Below are 19,505 nucleotides of genomic sequence, written 5' to 3'. Positions count from 1 at the left end.
TAAATTTAGTTTTTCGAATCATAAAGCAAAACCGAAATACATTTTTAAAATGTCATTTCGGTTTTTTTTGTGTTATTACCATTTTTAGAATTTGGAATTTAAGAAAATTGGAATTTAAATTCATTTTTGGGTTTATTTTTTGGTTTTTCAGACAATTGTGTTAATAACTTAAGTGCTTTAAGTCGTATTTTAATGGGTATATAGCTCGCGTTTTTATATATTTGCGTGTTAGACATTAATTACATTTTTAGAATAAATTATATGAGCGAAGAAATCAAGAAGAACAATTATTCAGCAGATAGTATTCAGGCATTAGAAGGGATGGAGCACGTAAGAATGCGTCCGTCCATGTATATTGGTGATGTAGGGGTTCGAGGACTGCACCATTTGGTTTACGAGGTTGTTGATAACTCTATTGATGAGGCGATGGGAGGACATTGTGACACAATTGGTGTTGCAATAAACGAAGACGGTTCTATAACAGTTGAGGATAATGGTCGTGGTATTCCAGTTGATTTACATAAAAAAGAAGGTGTTTCTGCACTTGAGGTTGTAATGACGAAGATTGGTGCCGGAGGTAAATTCGACAAAGATTCATATAAAGTTTCAGGAGGTTTGCACGGGGTAGGGGTTTCTGTAGTAAATGCCCTTTCGGTTCATATGAAATCTACTGTATTTAGAGATGGTAAAATTTATGAGCAGGAATACGAAAGAGGAAAATCTTTATATCCAGTAAAACAAATTGGAGAAACAGATAAAAGAGGCACACGCCAGACTTTTTATCCAGATGATACCATCTTTACTCAGACTACTGAGTTTTCATACGATACGCTTTCAGCACGTATGCGTGAGCTTTCTTTCTTGAATAAAGGAATTACAATTACGTTTACAGACAAGAGAGAAGTTGATGAAAAAGGTGAATTTAAAAGTGAAGTTTTCCATTCTCAAGAAGGACTTAAAGAATACATTCGTTATTTAGATGGTAATAGAGAACCAATTGTTTCTCATGTTATCAGTATGGATAATGATAAAGGTGAAATTCCAGTTGAGGTTGCTTTAATTTACAATACAAGTTATACTGAGAATATTTTCTCTTACGTAAATAATATCAATACTCACGAAGGAGGAACGCACTTGCAAGGTTTTAGAAGTGGTTTGACAAGAACACTTAAAAAATATGCAGATGCTTCTGGTTTGCTAGATAAATTAAAATTCGAAATTGCTGGAGATGACTTCCGTGAAGGATTAACAGCAATTATTTCGGTAAAAGTATCTGAACCTCAATTCGAAGGACAAACTAAAACTAAACTTGGAAATAGAGAAGTTGTTTCTCCAGTTTCTCAAGCTGTTGGAGAAATGTTAGAGAATTATTTGGAAGAAAATCCAAATGATGCAAAAATAATTATCCAAAAAGTAATCTTAGCAGCTCAGGCACGTCACGCAGCGAAAAAAGCACGTGAAATGGTACAGCGTAAAACCGTTATGGGCGGTGGAGGATTGCCAGGAAAATTATCTGATTGTTCTGAGCAAGATCCAGCAAGATGTGAGGTTTACCTTGTCGAGGGAGATTCGGCTGGTGGAACAGCAAAACAAGGACGTGATCGTAACTTTCAAGCGATTCTGCCATTACGTGGTAAAATCTTGAACGTTGAAAAAGCGATGCATCATAAAGTATTCGAAAACGAAGAGATTAGAAATATCTTTACTGCTTTAGGAGTAACTGTGGGAACTGCAGAAGATAGTAAAGCATTAAATCTTGAAAAACTAAGATATCATAAGGTAATCATCATGTGTGATGCCGATGTCGATGGTAGCCACATTTCTACCTTAATATTAACGTTCTTCTTCCGTTTCATGAAAGAACTAATTGAAGAAGGTCATGTTTACATTGCAGCGCCACCTTTATACTTAGTTAAAAAAGGAAACAAGAAAGAATATGCATGGAATGATGTTCAGCGTGATCAAGCTAACGAAAGAATGGGAGGAAGTGCCAATATTCAGCGTTATAAAGGTCTTGGAGAGATGAACGCGGAGCAATTATGGGAAACTACGATGGATCCAAACTTCAGAACTTTACGCCAAGTAAACATTGATAGTCTTGCAGAAGCTGATCAGGTTTTCTCTATGCTAATGGGTGATGAAGTGCCGCCTCGTAGAGAGTTTATCGAGAAAAATGCAGTTTATGCAAATATTGATGCATAAAATGAAAAATTAATAATTTCAATTCGTTTAATTGTTTAAATTTACTAGACAATTAAACGAATTGTCTTTTTAAAGAATAGACAAAATTAATAACCGATAAAGTATAAAATATGAAAGTTACCATTGTAGGAGCAGGAAATGTTGGAGCTACATGTGCAGATGTTATTTCGTATAGAGGAATTGCGAGCGAAGTAGTATTGTTGGATATTAAAGAAGGTTTTGCAGAGGGGAAGGCACTGGATATTACACAGTGCGCCACAAACACAGGTTTTAATACCAAAGTGTCGGGTGTGACCAATGATTATTCTAAAACTGCCGGAAGTGATGTAGTAGTAATTACATCAGGAATTCCGAGAAAACCAGGAATGACAAGAGAAGAATTAATAGGTATCAATGCAGGAATTGTTAAAACAGTTGCTGAGAATGTACTAAAGTATTCACCTAATACGATTATTGTCGTAGTTTCCAATCCAATGGATACGATGACGTATTTAGCTTTAAAAGCTACAGGTCTTCCAAAAAATAGAATTATAGGAATGGGTGGAGCTTTAGATAGTTCTCGCTTTAGAACTTATCTTTCGTTAGCTTTAGATAAACCAGCAAATGATATTTCGGCAATGGTAATTGGAGGTCATGGAGATACAACGATGATTCCGTTAACACGTTTAGCATCTTATAACGGGATTCCGGTATCGGAGTTTCTTTCAGAAGAAGTGTTGCAAAAAGTTGCAGCAGATACTATGGTAGGAGGAGCAACTCTTACAGGTCTTCTTGGAACTTCGGCTTGGTATGCGCCAGGAGCTTCTGTAGCTTATTTGGTAGATAGTATTTTGAATGATCAGAAAAAAATGATTGCATGTTCTGTTTTTGTAGAAGGAGAATATGGTCAAAATGATATCTGTATAGGAGTACCTTGTATAATTGGTAAAAACGGAGTAGAAGAAATTCTAGATATAAACTTAAATGATCACGAAAAGGCGTTATTTGCCAAAAGTGCAGATGCGGTTCGTAGTATGAATGATGCCCTAAAAACGATTTTAGTATAATAAAAACGGCAAAAAAGAAAAAAAGCTGCACTTTTGCAGCTTTTTTTTTGAGATTAATTAATAAATAAATTGGTTAATATTTTCGTTAATTATATATTTGCTCGGTTTAAAAAAAAATTGGTAATTCGTGATCTCGTTTTTTTGTTTTAAAAAATCATGTCAGGGCTTATTTTATGGGAGTTTAAAGCAAAAACAAAAATAAAACATAATTAATTTTTAGTAATAATGCAGAATAAAGGACTTATTAAATTTTTCGCAATTCTATTTGCATTGGTAAGTATTTACCAACTATCATTCACTTTTGTGGCAAATGGTGTCAAAAGTGAAGCTAAAGCTTTTGCAGGAGATAATCCTGATAAAGAGCTGAAATATTTAGATTCTATTGGTAAAGAAAAAGTATTAAACCTTGGTTTTACTGATTTCACTTACAACGAAGTGAAAAACAAGCAGCTTAATAAAGGTCTTGACTTAGAAGGAGGAATCAACGTAATTCTTCAAATTTCTATTAAAGATGTATTAAAAGGTTTGGCTAATAATTCTAAAAATCCAGTTTTTAATAAATCATTAGCTGATGCATCTGCAAATTTAGAAGGAAACAAAACGTATTTAAATAAGTTTTTCGAAGCTTTTGAAGCTAATTCAAAAGGTTCTGTAAAATTAGCATCTCCAGATATTTTCGCTAACAGAAGCCTTCAAGGTGAAGGTGGTGTAGATTTTCAAATGTCTGATGCACAAGTTCAAAAAGTTATCAAAAGAAAAGTTGATGAGTCTGTAGAAAGTGCTTTTAAAGTATTAAGAGAGCGTATCGACAAATTTGGTGTTACACAACCAAACATCCAAAAATTAGGAGAAACAGGAAGAATCTTAGTTGAGCTTCCAGGTGCTAAGGATGTTGATAGAATTAAAAAATTATTAGGTGGAAAAGCTCAATTAGAGTTTTGGGAAACTTTCAAAATTGAAGAAATTGGTAATTTCTTAGTATCAGCAAACGAAGCTTTAAAGAAAACTGAAGTTAAAAAGACTGAAACTAAAACTGTTGCTAAAGATTCATTAAATGCATTATTAACAGATGCTAAAGATTCTTCAGATGTTAAAAAAGGAAACAATCCTTTATTTGATAAAATGATCGTTCAAGGTGGTGGACCTGTTTTAGGTTACTTCGCTCCTAAAGATACTGCTGCTATCAATGATTATTTCAAAAGACCAGAAATTAGAGTATTATTGGCTGCTGACCAACACTATGCAAAATTTGTATGGAGCAAGCCAACAACTATAAAAGATCCTAAAGCTAAAGACGTAAAAAGCGCAGCTGATATCGAAGCTGTTGAATTATACGCTTTAAAAGGAAACAGAGACAATAACCCAGCAATGAGCGGTGGTGTTGTAACTGATGCAAAAGATACTTTTGACCAAATGGGTAAACCTGCAGTTTCTATGCAAATGAACAGCCAAGGTGCTAAAGTTTGGGAAGAGTTAACAGGAAGAGCATTTGCTCAAAAAAGCTACATTGCTATTGTATTAGATGATATCGTATATTCTGCTCCAGGTGTAACAAGCGGTCCTATTGCTGGAGGAAGATCTGAGATTACAGGTTCATTTGATGTAGCTGAAACTAAAGATTTAGCTAACGTATTAAATGCAGGTAAATTACCAGCTTCTGCAGATATTATCCAATCAACTGTTGTAGGTCCATCTTTAGGACAAGCTGCTATTGATGCAGGTACAATTTCTTCTGTATTAGGTTTCTTATTAGTTTGTGTTTGGATGGTATTCTATTATGGTAAAGCTGGTTGGTATGCAAACCTTGCTTTATTATTAAACTTACTATTCTTATTCGGAATTATGGCAAGTTTTGGTTTTGTATTAACATTACCAGGTATTGCAGGTATCGTACTTACATTAGGTACTGCGGTAGATGCGAACATTATTATCTACGAAAGAGCAAAAGAAGAATTGCGTGAAGGAAAATCACTTTCTGAGGCAGTTCAAGCTTCTTACGGATGGCATGGTGCAATGCGTTCTATTATTGATGCTAACGTTACTCACGTTTTAACTGGAGCTATCTTATTTATTTTCGGAACAGGTCCTATTAAAGGTTTCGCATTAACATTATTAATTGGTATCGTAACTTCATTGTTTACATCAATCTTTATTGCTAGAATCTTTATTGACAGAAATATTGCAGGAAAAGCTGATTTAACTTTCTCTACAAATATTACTAAAAACTGGTTTACAAACTTCCACTTTGATTTCATCAAAATCAAAAAATTCACTTATATCTTCTCTTCTATTGTAACAGTAGTAAGTTTAGTTTCTATCTTCTTCGTTAACGGTTTAGATGAGGGTGTTGATTTTGTTGGAGGAAGAACTTTCCAAGTTAAATTCGAAAAACCAGTTGATGCTACTGTAGTTTCAGATGAATTATCTGCTGCTTTCGGTACACCAGTTGAGGCTAAAATTTTAGGTGATGATGATCAATTGAAAATCACAACTAAATATAAAATTAAAGAAGATGGTGTAGCTATCGATGAAGAAGTAAACCAAAAATTATATGCAGGATTGCAGAAATATTTCCCAAATACTTCTTATGATAAATTTACTAACTCATTTGATGGTAAAAAAGTAGGAGTTTTACAAGCTTCTAAAGTTGGAGCTTCTATCTCTGAAGATATTAAAACGAACTCATACTGGGCAGTTCTTGGAGCAATGGCAGTTATTTTCTTATACTTAATGGTATCTTTCCGTAAATGGCAATATTCATTAGGTGCTATTGCAGCTGTTGCGCACGACGTTATCTTTGTATTAGGAATCTATTCATTATGTTATAAATTCATGCCTTTCCACATGGAAATGGATCAGCACTTTATCGCTGCGATCTTAACTGTAATTGGTTACTCTATGAACGATACGGTAATTGTATTTGACAGGGTAAGAGAATTTATCATTGGAAACCGTAAAGGAAGTTTCGAAGATATCGTAAACGCTTCTATTAATACTACATTATCAAGAACATTGAATACTTCATTAATGATGATCATTGTATTATTAACAATGTTTATCTTCGGTGGAGAGTCTATTAGAGGATTTATCTTCGCAATGTTAATTGGTATTATCGTTGGTACTTACTCTTCATTATTTATCGCAACTCCAGTATTGGTAGATACGATTTCAAGTGATGAGAAACACACAATCGAAGACAAACACAATAAGGCATAATTAAAAACCTTATTCTAAATAAAAAAAAGATCCAGTGAAAGCTGGATCTTTTTTTTATGTTTGTAAGTGCCAACCAAAAATATATTATGCTTCTAAAACGGATATTCTTTATTGTAGTGTTGTTAGCTGCAATACATCTTAAAGCGCAAGAAAAAAGCAGTAATTATAGAATAGGTTTGAGTTATGGTTTTGGAAGTGAATTTAGTAATACTGATTACACTTTTGAGAATCATTTTTATAAGGCGCAACTCTATTATAAGGTAAAAGAGACCAGAAATTTTAAGTACGAAATTCTAATCCAGCCCGAAATCAATTTTGGAAAACATCAATTATTGAATTATTATTTTGTAAAGCCAGATACGCCCAATTTTGAGCAGAAAAGAATTGAATATATGAAACTGAAAGAGGTGAGGGAATATGTTCTTAATTTCGGTTTTATAGTTAGAAAACCTATTGGCAATATCTTTTCGATTTATGCATTAGGAAGTGTTGGTCCTCTTATTACAGATACAGAAACGGAACGAATGTCTAAAGGTTTTGCTTTTGCAGATGTTTTAGCAATTGGTTTTGCATTCGATTATGAAGATTTCCAGTTTGATGTTCGACCAAGTGTAAGACATGTATCAAATGCTGGTTTAGGAAGCAGTAATGCCGGATATAATACAAAGAATATTGAATTTGGTATCTCGTATCGATTATAAAAGAAAACGCCCAATATCTTTAAATATTGGGCGTTTTTTATTTTATGAAAAAACCTATGATTCTGCTAAAGGGTTTCTTTGTGCTCTAATGATAAAGAAAAGTCCAATAATGATAAATGGAATGCTTAACCATTGCCCTGTAGAAAACATTCCTAATTCGCTTTCAAAACCACCTTGGCTTTCTTTTACAAATTCAACAATAAAACGAACAACAAATAAAAGAACTAAAAACAATCCGAATAAAAGACCAGATTTAAGTCTAGCATTTGTTCTCCAGTATAAAAAGAATAATATAGCAAATACAAAAACGTAACAGAATGCTTCGTACAATTGAGTAGGATGTCTTGAAGGAACTTCTGCCAATAATGTTGCAAATTTTGGATCTGTTGCGATTGCATTGTAAGCTTCTTTTGGGTCTGCAATTCCGGTTTTTTGTACTGCTTCGGCTTTGCTGAATGTATCATGAAGAAAACGGATTCCGAAAGCAGATGAAGTTTCGTGACCTATAATTTCAGAATTAAAGAAATTCCCTAAACGAACAAAAATAGCACCACTAGCAACAGGAATTACAACACGATCTAAAATCCACAATAATGGTCGTTTTAAGATTTTTTTGCTGTAATAGTACATTGCAACAATGATTGCAATAGCTGCTCCATGACTTGCTAATCCTTGGAAACCTGTAAACTGAAATTCAGGTTCAAATTTAAAAGGAAGGAAAATTTCAAGTAAATGATTTCTAAAATATTCCCAATCGTAGAAGAAAACATGACCTAAACGCGCACCTATTAAAGTTGCTAAAACTGTCCAAACAAATAAAGAATCTAATTTTTCAATAGATTCATTTTCTCTTTGGAAAATCTTTTTCATTAAGAACCATCCTAAACCAAAAGCAATTACAAACATTAAGCTGTAATAGCGAATCATAAAAAATCCTAAGTTGATTCCCTCTGAAGGATTCCAAACTAAATTTAAGGCGTGTGTCATGTATTAATTTGTTATATATCTGTAAAAATAAATATTTAATGTAAAGTACCGTTTTCTAAAAAGTTAATGTTTGTGATTGCATTTCTTTTCTGGGACAGGATCGTAACCGCTTCTTCCCCAAGGATGACAGCTTAAAATGCGTTTTATTCCTAGAAATCCGCCATAAAATAATCCGTGAATTTGTAGTGCCTGAATCATATAAGTTGAACAAGTCGGCTCAAATCTGCAGGCGGCTGGTGTAAAAGGCGAAATAGCAGTCTGATAAAAACGAACCAGCAATACAAAAGGATATATTAGAATTTTGGATAACATCTTTCAATAATTAATTGTTTTTTGATTCTTAACTCTTCATTTGTTGTCTGAAAAAGAATTCTGTTACAGCCAAAATTTAAATTTATCTTATTGAATACTAAACGAGGTTCCTTCTTTTCCGTCTTTAAGCTGAATTCCTAAAGCAATTAATTGATCGCGAATCTGATCAGAAAGAGCAAAGTTTTTGTCTGCTCTAGCTTGATTTCTCATTGCTATAAGCATATTTACTACTCCTTCTAACTTATCATTGTCTCCATCAGCATTTTTCTCGTCGATAATTCCTAAAACATCAAATACGAAAGCATTTACTGTTGTTTTGAAATCTTCTAAATCATTAGCAGAAATCGTCTCTTTGCCATCTTTTAATAAATTGATGTAACGAACAGCTTCAAATAATTGCGCAATTAAAATTGGCGTATTGAAATCATCATTCATTGCATCGTAGCAAAGCTGTTTCCAAGCCGCAAAGTCAATAGAACTAGTATTTCCTGCAGCAATATTTGGTAAAGCATCAACAGCTTCCATTAATCGTTTGTACCCTTTTTCGGCAGCGACAATGGCATCATCAGAAAAATCTAAAATACTTCTATAATGTGCTTGAAGCATAAAAAAACGAGTTACAGAAGCAGAAAATGGTTTGCTTAATATAGTGTTGTCTCCGCTAAGAATTTCGCCTGGAAGAATATTATTTCCAGTCGATTTTGCCATTTTCTTACCGTTTAAAGTAAGCATATTAGCGTGCATCCAATAATTTACTGGCGCCTGACCTGTACAAGCTTCGTTTTGCGCTATTTCACATTCGTGATGAGGGAATTTTAAATCCATTCCACCTCCGTGAATGTCAAAATGATTACCAAGATATTTGGTGCTCATTGCCGTACATTCAAGATGCCATCCTGGGAAGCCATCGCTCCAAGGTGACGGCCATCTCATGATATGTTCTGGTTCAGCTTTTTTCCAAAGCGCAAAATCTTGCGGATTTCTTTTGTCAGATTGTCCGTCAAGATCACGAGTATTTGCAAGCATATCATCGATATTTCTACCGCTTAGAATGCCATAATTGTTGGTTTCGTTGTATTTTACAACATCAAAATATACTGATCCATTGGCAACATAACCAATTCCTTTATCAATAATTTTTTTAATGATTTCGATTTGCTCAATAATGTGTCCTGTTGCTGTAGGCTCAATACTTGGAGGTAAAAAGTTGAACGCTTTTAGGATATTATGAAAATCTACAGTATAACGCTGTACCACTTCCATAGGTTCTAATTGCTCCAAACGTGCTTTTTTAGCAATTTTATCTTCACCTTCATCTACATCATCTACAATATGCCCAACATCGGTAATATTTCTAACATAACGAACTTTATAATCTAAATGCAGAAAATACCTAAAGATTACGTCAAAAGACATAAAAGTTCTCACGTTTCCTAAGTGAACATTACTATATACGGTAGGTCCACAAACATACATTCCAACATTTCCATCATGGATGGGTTTGAAATCTTCTTTTTCGCCAGAAAGCGAATTGTATATTTTTAAGGGCTGCGTTGTATATAAAGGCATAAATTTATGTTTAACCGTTAATTTGTTTAATCGTTCTTGACGGATTTATTGTTGTGAAAGATAATATTTTTTTAGATTATTTATTTGATTGCAGATTTTTTCAATTTTTTCTCTTGATTCCACGTATTCTGTTTCTGAAACATAATTTAAATCTTTTGAAATAATTAAATGATTTAAAGTTTCCATTGCAGATGAATAAGAAATAGTTAAAAAATGAGCTTTGTCTTTATTTGTATTTCTCGAAGTTCCCTCTGCAATATTTGTCACAATCGAAGATGAACTTCTTTTTATTTGAGATGTTATCCCAAATAATTCATTTGATGGAAATTTACTAGTCAATTTATAAATATCCAAAATAAACATTCTTGCATTTTGCCACACTTCAAGTTTCTCAAAGGAAAAAACGTACATTCTTTTTTGTTTAACTGTTAGTCCGTTTAATCGTTTAACCGAAAATTAAGTTCAATGATTAACCGATTAAACAAATTAACGATTTACCGATTAAACTAAAATTGAGTGTCTAGTTTAATATAGTCTAAGAATTCTCTTTTCGTTTGAGGATCTTTGAATTTTCCGCCGAACTCAGAAGTTACTGTGCTGCTTTCGATATCTTTAATACCGCGAGAGTTTACACAAAGGTGTTTTGCATCGATAACGCAAGCAACATCTTCTGTTCCTAAAGCTTTTTGTAATTCTTGAACAATCTGCATTGTAAGACGCTCTTGTACTTGAGGTCTTTTTGCATAATACTCAACGATACGGTTCATTTTTGATAAACCAATAACGCGTCCGCTTGAGATATAAGCAACGTGAGCACGCCCAATGATTGGCAGTAAATGGTGTTCGCAAGTAGAATATACCGTGATATTTTTCTCTACAAGCATTTCGCCATATTTGTAGTTATTGTCAAAAGTAGAAGCTTTTGGCTGTTTCGCTGGGTTAAGACCACCAAAAATTTCTTTTACAAACATTTTTGCAACTCGGTTTGGAGTTCCTTTGATGCTGTCATCTGTCAAATCCATTCCAAGAGTTTGCAGAATGCTTTCAACATCTTTTTTAATTTTTTCTATTTTTTCTTCGTCAGTTATATCAAAAGCATCTTCTCTTAGAGGATTTTTTGCATTACTGCTAAAGTGATTATCTCCTATTTCGTCTAAAAATTCTTCGTTGTTTATCATTAAAAACTACTATTAGTATGTGTATTCCTTTTTAAGGGGGTAAAGATAATTAATAAATGGGAAACCTTTTCTATCGTTTTTAGGATTTAATTGCTCCTTTTTGGATATAATTTAATTTTCTGTTATTTATAAAGAAAAAAGACAACAACGAAAAACGTTATTGTCTTTTAAAATCTATTATAATGAATTGATTATCTGTTGTTATAAACTAATAAAGCTTCTTTTAAAATGTTTACAGCAGTAATCAAATCTTTTTTATTCAAAACATAAGCAATACGAACTTGATTTAGTCCCATACCTGGAGTTGAATAGAAACCTTTTGCAGGGGCAATCATTACTGTTTCGCCATTTAAATCGTAACTTTCTAAAAGCCACTGTGCAAAATCATCTGAATCTTCTATCGGAAGTTCTGCAATACAATAAAAAGCACCTTTTGGTTTAGTTACCACAACGCCATCAATTTTATTTAATTCAGAGATTAAAGTGTCACGACGTTCTTTGTATTCGCCAATTACTTCATCAAAGTAACTTTGAGGTGTATCAATTGCAGCTTCACAAGCAATTTGTTCAATAGTTGGTGGACTCAAACGTGCTTGAGCAAACTTCATTACAGTTGCCAAGACATCTTTGTTTTTAGTTACCAAACAGCCAATTCTTGCTCCACACATACTGTAACGTTTAGAGACAGAATCAACCATGATTACATTTTGCTGTACATCTTCTAAATTCATTACAGAAAAGTGCACATCGTCGCCATCATATAAAAACTCACGGTAAACTTCATCAGCGATTAAGTATAAATCGTGTTTTTTAATTAAACTAGCAAGTTGTTTAATTTCTGCTTCAGAATATAAATATCCAGTCGGATTTCCAGGATTACAAATCAGAATGGCTTTTGTTTTTGATGTTATAAGTTTTTCAACTTCGTCAATACTTGGCAAAGCAAAACCTGTTTCGATAGTAGAAACAAGAGGCACTACAGTTGCACTTGTAGAAGAAGCAAACGCATGATAATTAGCATAAAAAGGTTCTGGAATAATGATTTCATCTCCAGGATCTGTAATTGTGGCCAGTGCAAAAAGTAAGGCTTCAGAGCCACCAGTAGTTACAATGATGTCTTCTGTGTTAACGTTTACATTTTGGCGCTGGTAAAAATGAGCTAATTTTTTTCTATAGCTTTCATATCCGGCAGACGGACTGTATTCTATAAGAGTTAAATCAATATTTTTTACCGCCTCGATGGCCACTTCCGGTGTCTTGATATCCGGTTGACCAATGTTTAAGTGATACACCTTGTGTCCTTTTTTCTTTGCTAAATCAGCAAAAGGAGCCAGCTTGCGTATCGGAGATTCGGGCATGTTTCTTCCCTTGAGTGAAATTGTCGGCATGAGTATAAATTATTGAAGTGCAAATTTGCATTTTTTTTTTCAATTTAACGTAAACAATACGGGTACTTATAAAAATGTAACAATAATAAATATATTTACTAATTTTATAATAAAAAATTGTCAATGGAAAAATATAAAGTGTTGTTTTTTGGGTTATTCTTACCTTTTTTGCTTTTTGGACAAGGCGATTTTTTATTGGAAAACAATGCATCAAAGGCTACAATCCCTTTTAAACTGATTAATAATCTTGTTTTTATTCCTATAAAAGTAAACGGAGTAGAGCTCAATTTTCTATTGGATTCTGGTGTCGAGGAAACAATTTTATTCAGCATGGAAGAAAAACAGGAAGTCAGTTTTAACAACGTTGAAAAAATAAAACTTCGCGGATTAGGTAGTGAAGAAGAGATTGAAGGATTAAAATCGACCAAAAATATTTTAGAAACACATGGTTTAATATCTAACGATCATATGGTTTTTATAATCTTGGATCAAAGTTTTAATTTATCCTCACACATAGGAATTCCTGTAAATGGAATTATAGGACATAAATTCTTTAAAAATAATTTTGTTGAAATTAATTATCAGAAAAAGAGAATTATAGTTCACGTTCAAAGCAATACGTTTCAAGAAAAACTAGACAAAAAATTTAAAGCAATTCCAATTACTATAGAAAGGTCAAAGCCTTATCTTGTATCTACAGCAACAGTTAATAATCAAGAGATATCAGCAAAGCTTTTAATAGATATTGGAAATAGTGATGCATTTTGGATTTTTGAAAATAATAAAATTAAACTCCCAGACAAGAACTTTCCAGATTTTCTAGGAAAAGGATTTAGTGGTGATATTGAAGGACATCGTGCTAAGATTGACGAATTTTCTATTGATGAATTTGAATTTAAAAAGCCAATTGTTTCTTTTCCAGATTCAGTTTCGATTCGAAATGTTAAGATGGTTCCAGGCCGTATTGGATCTGTTGGCGGAGAAGTTTTAAAGCGATTTACTGTTGTTTTAGATTATAAAGGAAAGAAAATGTATCTAAAGAAAAACAGCAAATTTAGTGAACCTTTTACTTATAATAAAAGCGGAATTACAATTCAGCATAACGGACTTCAATGGGTACAAGAGACCGTACATTTAGAAACGGTACAAGTTGCAAATACAATTGATGAATTACAAGAAAAAGACAAAAACAATAATAATTTTAAATATAAATTTGCCCTTAAACCAGTTTATGAAATAGTGAATGTCCGTAAAAATTCTGCAGCAGAAAAATGCGGACTTCGAAAAGGCGATATTATTGTAAGTATTAATAGAATTCAGCCTTATAAATACAGTTTGCAACAAATAAATAATCTTTTAAAATCTGAAGAAGATGTTTGGATAAATCTAGAAGTTGAAAGAAATAGTGTAGTTTTAAAATTTAGATTTAAACTCGAAGATGAATTATAAAGTTTTAAATTATAATAATTTGTAAATTATTCTGAAATAAGTTTTTTATTGGGATTTAAGAATTTTTTTACCTTTTGTGAAAAAATGTTTGTTAAAATTAGCGTTTTGCCTAGATATTTTATTATGTTTAGCAAAAATTTAATCTATGGCCAAAAACTACATTAATTTCCTACATTTTGTATCGTTTTTTATTTTTTTTGCTCTTCTACCTTCAAAGCTTAGTGCCCAGTGCGCTGGTGATGATAATATAAACGAATTAATTTGTGATATTTCTAATCCTGCGTATCAATCTATAAACTTATTTACCTTATTAGGCGGGACACCAGTACCGGGCGGGACATGGACCGATGATAATAATTTGAAAGGTTTAGATCCAGTTACAGGTATTTTGAATCCGCAGCTTATTGTCGAAGGAGGTACTTATCATTATACTTATACTGCTCCCACTACTTCAGGATGTGTTGATGATAAAGCAGTAGTGACAATTACAATAGGGGCTTATGCTGGTGTTGGTTCACAGGCAACGGTTTGTAATAAAGCAAGTACTTTCAATCTTTTTACAGCATTTGACAGTAATGCAATGGGGCCGCATGGTAACGGAGTATTCACAAATACTATTACAGGACAAATTGTGGAGTCGGTTATAAATATTGCAGATATAGATCAAAAGACAACTCTTTATTATACTTATACTGTACCTCCGGTATTAGCTTGTTCACCAACTGAAAAATCTACTAATATAGTAGTAACCGTTCTAAGGGCTCCAAAAGCAGGAACGCCAGATGACTTAATACTTTGTGGAACTACCGATTTGGGGTCTTATACCAATTTAGACCTGTTTGATCGGCTTACTGACTATGATAGTGGTGGTACTTGGGCAGGCACTGGACTAACTTCTAATACAGATCACAATATTAATCTTCAAGAACTATTCGATACTAATGGTCCTGGTGAATATACCTATACATATACTGTATTAGCAGTCCCTGATAATAATATATGTAAAGACGAAACAGCTTCTATTGTAATTACTCTTGAAAAAAGACTTGATTTTACAGGAGCAACAATTGTTGTCAATAAAGATATTTGCGAATCGGAAATTACGACAGCTTCATATTCAGGGATAATTACTCAAGGTCTTGAAAATATACCTAATGGAGAATATGAAGTTGCTTACAATGTTGTGGGGCCAGGAGTATCTCAACCTTTAACAGCAACGAGAAATTTTATCAATGGGGTATTTAGTTTTTCAATTAGCTCATCTTATTTTAGACAGGTAGGTGAATATACTATTACTGTTACTGGTATTGTTTCGACAAGTAGCCAAAAATCTTGTGTAGATATTTTTAGCCCTTTTTCAACTATTTTAACGATTTATCCTTTACCTAATTTAGATAATGCTGTGTTGACAGCTTCACCCGTTTGCCAGAATGAAGATGGGTTAATTGAAATTACAGCGCCTCAATTGCTTGATGGAAATTATCGTATAACCTACAATATTAATGGAGATAATGTTGTAGCTGGACAAACTGCAGTAATACAAGCAGTAGGAGGAAAAGCATCCTTTACGGTTCCTGGGAACTTAAATGTAAAAAGCGGATTATCTGTAATTTCTATACTTAATATTGTAAATATCACAAATGCTTCTACACAATGTAGTGCTGCAGTTAATATTGCAGGAAATCTAATTATAAACCCATTGCCCAATGCGGCACCAGTGCGTGTAACAGTAAATGATTTCTGCTTGAATGATTCTGTTTCTGCTTCGGTTTTTGGTTTAGAAAATCTAACAAATGCTAGTATTTCGTACATGTTGTCAGGAAGTAATTCTTCTGCTGTGCAAACGGTAGCTCGATCCGTAACAAATGGTAGATTGAATTTTATTATTCCTGCGGGATTACTTGTAAATACTGGAACGACAAAAATCACATTATTAAATTTGACTAATACTATAACTAATTGCGATGTTGATTTAGTTAATGTAGCAGATGATTTTATAATAAATCCAATTCCACCTGCGCCAACTGTTTTAAATCAGGATTTCTGTCAAAATGATGGAGCAACAATTGCAGACTTACTTCCTAAAGGGGTTCAATATAAATGGTATAATTCACCATCTTTAACAACACGTCTTGCATATGAATATGTTTTAAAGACAGAAGATTATTATGTTACAGAAACTTCTGCAGCAGGCTGTACTTCAGAACCTACAAAAATTTCGGTGACAATACATCCTTTGCCTAATTTAGTTAATGCAGTTTTAACAGCTACTTCTGTTTGTCAAAGTAAAGATGCGTCAATTGAAATTACAGCACCTCAATTGCTTGATGGAAATTATAGTATTACTTATAATATTAACGGAGACAATTTAGCTACAGGGCAAACAGCATTAATGCAAGCAACAGGAGGAAAAGCAACTTTTACAATACCTGGAAGTTTAAATGTAAAAAGCGGATTATCTGTAATTTCTATTCTTAATATAGTTAACATTACAAATCCTTCGCCACAATGTGGTAAAGCGGTAAATGTTGCAGGAAATCTAATTATTAATCCATTGCCAAATGCGACGACAGTAAAAGTAGCAGTAAATGATTTCTGTTTGAATGCTCCTGTTCCTGCTTTGATTTCTGGTTTAGGGAGTTTAACGAATGTTAGTATTACATATTCGTTGTCAGAGAGTAATTCTTCTGCTGTGCAAACAATAGCTGGAGCAGTAACAGATGGCAGATTGGATTTTACTATTCCTGCTGGATTACTTTTAAATAGTGGAGCAACCAAAATCACATTATTAAATTTGACCAATACAGCGACAAATTGTGATGTAGATTTAATTAATGTAACTGATGATTTTATAATAAATCCAATACCAGATGCACCTATTGCTCAAGATATGGAATTTTGTAAATCTGATAACGCAACAGCAGCAGATCTAGTTCCGAGTGGGGCTGAGTATAAATGGTACAATTCGGCAACGTTAACAACACCTCTTGCAGCCAATTATGTTTTAAAAACAGAAGATTATTATGTTACAGAAACTTCTGCAGCGGGCTGTACTTCAGCACCAACAAAGATTTCAGTAATCATACAGCCATTACCTAATTTAGATAATGCCGTATTAACAGCGACTCCTATTTGTATAGGTAAGGAAGCATTAATTGAAGTTACTGCGCCTCAATTGCTTGATGGAGACTATCGAATTGTTTATAATATTAATGGAGATAATGTTGCTACCGGACAAATTACAGTAATGCAAGCAACAGGAGGAAAAGCATCTTTTACAATTTCAAGTAATTTAAGTGCAAATGCAGGATTATCAGTAATTACGATTGTAAATATTGTAAATATTACAAATCCTTTTCCACAATGTAGTAATACGGCTTTTTTGGCTGGAAATCTAGTTATAAATCCGTTGCCAAATGCCTCAACAGTTAGTGTTGCAGTAAATGATTTCTGTTTGAATGATCCAGTTTCTGCTTCGATTTCTGGTTTAGGAAATTTAACAAACGCAAGCATTTCTTATACATTGTCAGAAAGCAATTCTTCTGGCGTTCAAACGATATCTCAGGCTGTAGTTAATGGTAAATTAGATTTTACTATACCTGCGGGATTACTTTTAAATGCTGGGACAACTAAAATTACATTATTAAATTTGATCAATACAACAACAAATTGTGATGTTAATTTAAGCAATGTAACCGATGATTTTATAATAAATCCAATTCCATCTGCACCTGCTGCTCAAAATCAGAAGTTTTGTAAAGTTGATGAAGCAGAAGTTGCCAATTTAGTTCCAAACGGAAATCAGTATAAATGGTATAATTCTCCAACTTCAACAACACCTCTAGCTAGTACTTTGGCTTTAGAATCGGGTAATTATTATGTAAGAGAAACTTCTGCTGAAGGCTGTACTTCGGAAGCTACGACTGTTTTGGTAACTATAGACGATTCGCCAGTTCCAGTATTAAATTCAGAGGGACAAAACTTCTGCGGATTAAATAATCCGACAATTTCAGATTTATCAAATAATACAAATGTTCCTTCAAGTGTAGTTTGGTATGATTCGCCAAATAATGGAAATTTATTATCAAGCACAACTTCTTTAATTGAACAAGGAAAATACTATGGATTTAATTTTTCAAGTACAGATTGTCTTTCTTCACAATATATTGAAGTGACGGTCACATTAACAGATTGCGATAATGTGCCAAATGATTTCTTTATTCCTGATGGATTTTCTCCAAACGGTGATGGGGTAAACGATTGGTTTGTGATAAAAGATATTGAATTTTTATATCCGAATTATACACTCGAAATTTATAACAGATATGGAAATGGTATGTATAAAGGAGATAAAAATAAGCCAGCTTGGGATGGAAAAAATTACGAAAGAAGCGGTATCGCTGGAGGTATTGCACCCAACGGAGTCTATTTTTATGTATTGCATTTCAATAAAGACAATAAACCACCAAAACAAGGCCGTCTTTATTTAAATCGATAAATCTCTTTTACATTTTTAATATAATTTTCAAATGAAAAAATTAATACTCCTTATAAATTTCCTTTTCTGTTTATCAGTTGCTGCACAGCAAGATCCAGAATATACACATTATATGTATAATATGAGCGTTGTCAACCCCGCTTATGCTACTGGAGTGCCTGCAATGATGAATTTTGGAGGATTATACAGAACCCAATGGGTAGGCGCTTATGGTGCTCCAAAAACATTTACATTTTTTGGACATTCGGCTATTACAGATAGAATAGAAGCTGGTATCTCATTCATTTCAGATGATATTGGAGATGGCGCTAAAAAAGAAAATAATGTTTATGCCGACTTTGCATATATTTTAAAATTAGGCGGAAAAAACAAATTGTCACTAGGTTTAAAAGCTGGATTTTCATCTATGCAAAGTAATTTCAATGGTTTTCGATTTACAGATCCTCAAACAGATTATGCTTTTTCAGAAAATATAAATGCTACAAAACCAAATATTGGAGTGGGAGCTTACTATTTTAGAGATAATCTTTATGTTGGATTGTCTGTTCCGAACTTATTGAAAGCAAAATATATTGAAGAAAAGTCAGGAGTTAACGCTTTCGGTTCAGAAGAAATACATACTTTTTTGACTGCTGGTTATGTTTTTCAGCTTAATGATATGGTGAAATTAAAACCTGCATTTATGTCAAAGATTGTAAAAGGTTCACCAATAGCGATAGATATTACCGCTAATGTTTTGTACAACGAAAAGTTTGAATTTGGAGCCGCTTATAGAATTGATGACTCAGTAAGTGCATTGTTCAATATTAATGTTACTCCGACACTAAGAGTAGGTTATGCTTATGATTATACGCTTACAAACTTCGGTCAGTTTAATTCTGGTACACACGAAATTATGCTGTTGTTTGATTTGGATTTGTTAGGAAAAGGATTTGATAAATCTCCAAGATTCTTCTAAA

General features: G+C 33.2%; 13 protein-coding genes. 7 read left to right on the top strand and 6 right to left on the bottom strand.

From position 1 onward, the window contains the following. Nucleotides 1–261: 261 nt before the first annotated feature. From gyrB to DM444_RS13480, 4 genes are all read left to right on the top strand, one after another. A complete protein-coding gene (gene gyrB / locus DM444_RS13495; RefSeq protein WP_111287505.1) occupies nt 262–2,202 on the top strand; it encodes a DNA topoisomerase (ATP-hydrolyzing) subunit B in 1,941 nt (646 codons plus the stop codon). 110 nt (nt 2,203–2,312) lie between these two features. After that, nucleotides 2,313–3,248, top strand: coding sequence for a malate dehydrogenase (gene mdh, locus DM444_RS13490; RefSeq protein WP_111287503.1), 936 nt, complete (start codon nt 2,313–2,315; stop codon nt 3,246–3,248). Between the two features lie 225 nt (nt 3,249–3,473). Next, nucleotides 3,474–6,464, top strand: a complete 2,991-nt coding sequence (gene secDF / locus DM444_RS13485) for a protein translocase subunit SecDF (RefSeq protein ID WP_111287501.1) — start codon at nt 3,474–3,476, stop codon at nt 6,462–6,464. Between the two features lie 86 nt (nt 6,465–6,550). Continuing rightward, nucleotides 6,551–7,165, top strand: coding sequence for an acyloxyacyl hydrolase (locus tag DM444_RS13480; RefSeq protein ID WP_239455686.1), 615 nt, complete (start codon nt 6,551–6,553; stop codon nt 7,163–7,165). 54 nt (nt 7,166–7,219) lie between these two features. Here DM444_RS13480 and lgt read toward each other — a convergent pair whose 3' ends face one another. The 6 genes from lgt to DM444_RS13450 form a co-directional block, all read right to left on the bottom strand. After that, on the bottom strand, nt 7,220–8,152 hold the full coding sequence (gene lgt, locus DM444_RS13475) for a prolipoprotein diacylglyceryl transferase (RefSeq protein ID WP_111287497.1): 933 nt from the start codon (nt 8,150–8,152) through the stop codon (nt 7,220–7,222). 63 nt (nt 8,153–8,215) lie between these two features. After that, the gene (yidD, locus tag DM444_RS13470; protein ID WP_111287495.1) at nt 8,216–8,464 is read right to left on the bottom strand and encodes a membrane protein insertion efficiency factor YidD; all 249 of its coding nucleotides are present in this window, start codon (nt 8,462–8,464) and stop codon (nt 8,216–8,218) included. Between the two features lie 87 nt (nt 8,465–8,551). Further along, a complete protein-coding gene (cysS, locus tag DM444_RS13465) occupies nt 8,552–10,033 on the bottom strand; it encodes a cysteine--tRNA ligase (protein ID WP_111287493.1) in 1,482 nt (493 codons plus the stop codon). Between the two features lie 45 nt (nt 10,034–10,078). Then, nucleotides 10,079–10,444, bottom strand: a complete 366-nt coding sequence (locus DM444_RS13460; protein ID WP_111287491.1) for a four helix bundle protein — start codon at nt 10,442–10,444, stop codon at nt 10,079–10,081. A 95-nt stretch (nt 10,445–10,539) separates the two neighbouring features. Further along, nucleotides 10,540–11,211 carry a GTP cyclohydrolase I FolE gene (gene folE / locus DM444_RS13455; protein ID WP_095929803.1) on the bottom strand — a complete coding sequence of 224 codons (672 nt, stop codon included), beginning with the start codon at nt 11,209–11,211 and terminating at the stop codon, nt 10,540–10,542. A gap of 191 nt (nt 11,212–11,402) precedes the next feature. Then, complete coding sequence (locus DM444_RS13450) at nt 11,403–12,599, bottom strand: pyridoxal phosphate-dependent aminotransferase (RefSeq protein WP_111287489.1); 1,197 nt, start codon at nt 12,597–12,599, stop codon at nt 11,403–11,405. Between the two features lie 123 nt (nt 12,600–12,722). Between DM444_RS13450 and DM444_RS13445 the strand changes: the two genes are divergently transcribed. From DM444_RS13445 to DM444_RS13435, 3 genes are all read left to right on the top strand, one after another. Then, entirely contained in the window at nt 12,723–14,048 is a 1,326-nt protein-coding gene (locus DM444_RS13445) for a PDZ domain-containing protein (RefSeq protein WP_111287487.1), read from the top strand. A gap of 145 nt (nt 14,049–14,193) precedes the next feature. Beyond that, nucleotides 14,194–18,546: an Ig-like domain-containing protein gene (locus DM444_RS23880; protein ID WP_239455684.1), complete on the top strand. Its 4,353-nt coding sequence runs from the start codon at nt 14,194–14,196 to the stop codon at nt 18,544–18,546. Nucleotides 18,547–18,577: 31 nt separating this feature from the next. Beyond that, nucleotides 18,578–19,504 (top strand): PorP/SprF family type IX secretion system membrane protein, encoded by a 927-nt coding sequence (locus DM444_RS13435; RefSeq protein ID WP_111287485.1) that lies wholly within the window; start codon nt 18,578–18,580, stop codon nt 19,502–19,504. The last annotated feature ends 1 nt before the right edge of the window (nt 19,505 follow it).

It is taken from the genome of Flavobacterium ginsenosidimutans (genome assembly GCF_003254625.1).
In the GTDB taxonomy this organism is placed as follows: Bacteria; Bacteroidota; Bacteroidia; order Flavobacteriales; family Flavobacteriaceae; genus Flavobacterium; species Flavobacterium ginsenosidimutans.
The sequence above is the reverse complement of the archived record's forward strand: the minus strand, read 5'-3'. Positions and strand labels throughout refer to the sequence as shown.

What these genes read in the sequence shown, in the direction of transcription:
- cysS (WP_111287493.1), bottom strand. Translation starts at nt 10,033, where the DNA reads ATGCCTTTATATACAACGCAGCCCTTAAAAATATACAATTCGCTTTCT.
- DM444_RS13450 (WP_111287489.1), bottom strand. Translation starts at nt 12,599, where the DNA reads ATGCCGACAATTTCACTCAAGGGAAGAAACATGCCCGAATCTCCGATA.
- DM444_RS13460 (WP_111287491.1), bottom strand. Translation starts at nt 10,444, where the DNA reads ATGTACGTTTTTTCCTTTGAGAAACTTGAAGTGTGGCAAAATGCAAGA.
- mdh (WP_111287503.1), top strand. Translation starts at nt 2,313, where the DNA reads ATGAAAGTTACCATTGTAGGAGCAGGAAATGTTGGAGCTACATGTGCA.
- folE (WP_095929803.1), bottom strand. Translation starts at nt 11,211, where the DNA reads ATGATAAACAACGAAGAATTTTTAGACGAAATAGGAGATAATCACTTT.
- DM444_RS23880 (WP_239455684.1), top strand. Translation starts at nt 14,194, where the DNA reads ATGGCCAAAAACTACATTAATTTCCTACATTTTGTATCGTTTTTTATT.
- DM444_RS13435 (WP_111287485.1), top strand. Translation starts at nt 18,578, where the DNA reads ATGAAAAAATTAATACTCCTTATAAATTTCCTTTTCTGTTTATCAGTT.
- secDF (WP_111287501.1), top strand. Translation starts at nt 3,474, where the DNA reads ATGCAGAATAAAGGACTTATTAAATTTTTCGCAATTCTATTTGCATTG.
- DM444_RS13480 (WP_239455686.1), top strand. Translation starts at nt 6,551, where the DNA reads ATGCTTCTAAAACGGATATTCTTTATTGTAGTGTTGTTAGCTGCAATA.
- yidD (WP_111287495.1), bottom strand. Translation starts at nt 8,464, where the DNA reads ATGTTATCCAAAATTCTAATATATCCTTTTGTATTGCTGGTTCGTTTT.
- gyrB (WP_111287505.1), top strand. Translation starts at nt 262, where the DNA reads ATGAGCGAAGAAATCAAGAAGAACAATTATTCAGCAGATAGTATTCAG.
- DM444_RS13445 (WP_111287487.1), top strand. Translation starts at nt 12,723, where the DNA reads ATGGAAAAATATAAAGTGTTGTTTTTTGGGTTATTCTTACCTTTTTTG.
- lgt (WP_111287497.1), bottom strand. Translation starts at nt 8,152, where the DNA reads ATGACACACGCCTTAAATTTAGTTTGGAATCCTTCAGAGGGAATCAAC.